The organism is Pseudoxanthomonas sp. LjRoot204_2 (assembly GCF_056175765.1).
The window spans coordinates 1-2,772 of the sequence record NZ_JBGFFG010000430.1; the positions used below are offsets into that span (position 1 = coordinate 1).

Annotated in this window: 2 protein-coding genes; both read right to left on the reverse strand. The window is 68.5% G+C overall.

Going from position 1 to position 2,772, the window contains the following annotated elements; all coding sequences use genetic code 11:
- Window positions 1–102 precede the first annotated feature (102 nt).
- The gene (locus AC04L7_RS16020) at window positions 103–801 is read right to left on the reverse strand and encodes a hypothetical protein (protein ID WP_299345774.1); all 699 of its coding nucleotides are present in this window, start codon (window positions 799–801) and stop codon (window positions 103–105) included.
- On the reverse strand, window positions 798–2,772 hold a 1,975-nt coding region (locus tag AC04L7_RS16025), incomplete at its 5' end, for an AAA family ATPase (RefSeq protein WP_475513399.1). The genes AC04L7_RS16025 and AC04L7_RS16020, both read right to left, overlap by 4 nt.

Consider the following 2,772-nt stretch of genomic DNA (forward strand, 5'->3'; position numbering starts at 1 on the left):
CCTCCTGGATGCGCGGGATGTCGGCGCTTTCCAGGCCCAGGTCGGTCAGCAACTGCGGCGACAGCGCCGCGGGCACCAGCGTCTGTTCGGATGGGGTCGTCGTCATGTGGCCTCCTTGGGTAGGGTTCGCTGCGCGACCGCTGTCTGCGTGGCAGACGGGGCGGGCAGGTGTTCGATGTGGGCTTCCAGCGCTTCTATCGTCCGCGTGGCGGAGGATAGCTGCATTCCGTGGTCGGCACCGGCGGCGACACCGAGCTGCTGGTCGAGCAGCACGGTCAGCAGGGGCAATTGCTGCGCGTGGCGCTCGGCGATGGCGAGTGCGTTGGCGGCGACCAGGTCCAGCTGGCTGGCGGTGATCTCGTAGGCGCTGCGCAGGGTGATGAGGTGCGCGAGCCGCGACGTCCCCGCGTGCGAGTCATCCGCGGCCTGCTGGCGCGCCAGGTCGTCGATCTCGCGTTGCAGGCGCGCGCATGCATCACGCAGTTGCTGCGCATGCGCGGCCAGCGTCTCATGCTGTCGGTGCAAGCGGGAGGCTTCGAAGCCGGCCTGCCGCAGCAGGATGCCGCTGCGCTCGCGCAAGGACCGTGCCTCGGCGGCCAGGCGGATGTCGCGGCCGATCAGCCGGCCCCAGAAGCCGACGCTACGGCGCAACGCGCGCGGATCGGCGGACAGCAGCACCGTGCGCAGGTCGCGCAACGTCGCCTGCAGGTCGCCCGCGCCGGCCTGCGCCAACGCACGGATCGCGGCGGCGTGTTCGGCGACGCCGATGGTGTCGGCGTCGGTGGAAGGCGGCAGGCTCACCTCCGCGGCTCCCCTTCTTCATCCTCGCCGGATGTCGACGGCGATACGTCCAGCGTGGGCGTCGGACGCTCTTCCTTGAAGGCGAGGCTGGCGATCACCTGGTCGAATTCCGCTTCACGCGGCGATCTCGGCTTGGCCTTGCGCGCACCGGCAGGCACGGGGGCCGCCACGTTACTGCGCATCGCCTGCGCCAGCGCGACGAGGGCGGCGTTGAGCTGGTCCTGCCGCACCATCGTCTGCTGCAGCGCCTGAAGTACCGGCGCTGTGTCCACGACCGCCGCTGCGGGGGCGGGCGTGACCGGCGTGGCGGTCTCCGGCATGCGCAGGGCGTGCAGGGCGGAGAGCAAGGCTTCCCAGGGCGCAGGTGCAGCCACTTCCACCGGCGCGGGTTCGCTCATCCGCTGCAGGCCGACGGCGATGTCGGCCAGCTGTGCGACCACGCGACCGCCGACATCCGCATCGTCTGCGCCCATCGCCTTGTTGCGCAGGAAGTCCGCCTTGATCTGGTTCCAGCGCGCCTGTTCTTCGCCGGTCAGCATGCTGCGCAACTCGCTGAGCTTGAGCAGGTTCTCTTCGGCCCCGGTGGTCAGCAACTGCGCCTCGCCGAGATAGTGGTCGGAAATCAGCTGCTGCAGCTCGGCAGCGTTCATGACCGGGGAAATCTTCTCCGCCAGCTTGTTCATGTTGCGGTAGCTGCCCTGCAGCCGGAACGGTGGTTCCACCCGGTACTTGTCCGCCTGCGCGGCGCTGGCGATGTACTGCTGGTTGACGCGGTAGACCACGTCACGCACGGTCAGCAGCCGCTGCAGCACGGCGACGATCTCGCCGATCTCCGCGCCGCTGTAGGCATGCGACAGCTGGTTGGTGCTGACGTCCTTGCCGCGCGCCTTGTCGACCAGCAGGTAGAGATCGGCCAGGTCGCGAGTGGCGAGCGGCGCGAGCACCGGGTTCGATGTCAGGCAGTTCTCCACGTAGCTCAGCAGGAAAGCGTCTTCCATTCCGCCGAGCACGTCGCCGAGGTTGTAGATATCGGCGCGGTTGGCCAGCATGTCGGGAATCTTGAAGACTTCGCCCGACTCCGTGTAAGGATTGCCCGCCATCACCACCGCGAACTTGCGCCCGCGCATGTCGTAGGTCTTGGTCTTGCCGCGCCACACGCCCTCGATGCGGCGCGTGCCGTCGCAGAGCGAGATGAACTTCTGCAGGAATTCCGGATGCGTGTGCTGGATGTCGTCCAGGTACAGCATCACGTTGTTGCCCATCTCCAGCGCGAGGTTGAGCTTCTCGAGCTCCTGCCGCGAGGTCGCATCCGGGGCCTGCGCGGGATCCAGCGAGCGCACCTCGTGGCCGAGCGCCGGTCCGTTGATCTTCATGAAGACCAGCCCCAGCCGGTGTCCCACGTACTCCATCAACGTGGTCTTGCCGTAGCCGGGAGGCGAAATCATCATCAGCAAGCCCATCAGGTCGCTGCGCTTGCTCTCGCCGACGGTGCCCATCTGCTTGGCGAGGTTGTCGCCGATTACGGGCAGGTAGACGTCGTTGATCAGCCTGTTGCGCACGAACGAGGTCAGCGGGCGCGCCTTGAACTCGGACAGGCGCATCGCCGCGCGTTCCCGCTGCGCCACTTCGCCGCGCAATGCCTGGTACCGCTGCCATGCCGGCACGAAGTGCTCGCGGTGCGTGGCGAAGCGGGCCGGCAGGTCGTCCACTGCCAGCGCCAGCCGTCCCTCGCGGATGCGCGCGTGCTCGCCCAGCAGGCCGTCGACGGTGGCCATCAGCGTGACGTGTTCGACCACGTGCGTCAGCTGCGGTCCGTGCCGCAGCAGCGCAATCGCTTCCGGCACGTAGGCGGCGAGAGGGGCATGGTCGGGCAGGGCGGCCAACGCTTCGAGCGCCTGCCGCAGCAGCGACCACGCCGCGGCGGGCTTCGCCTCCAGCCGTTGCAGTGCGCTGGCGAGGACGGCACCACCC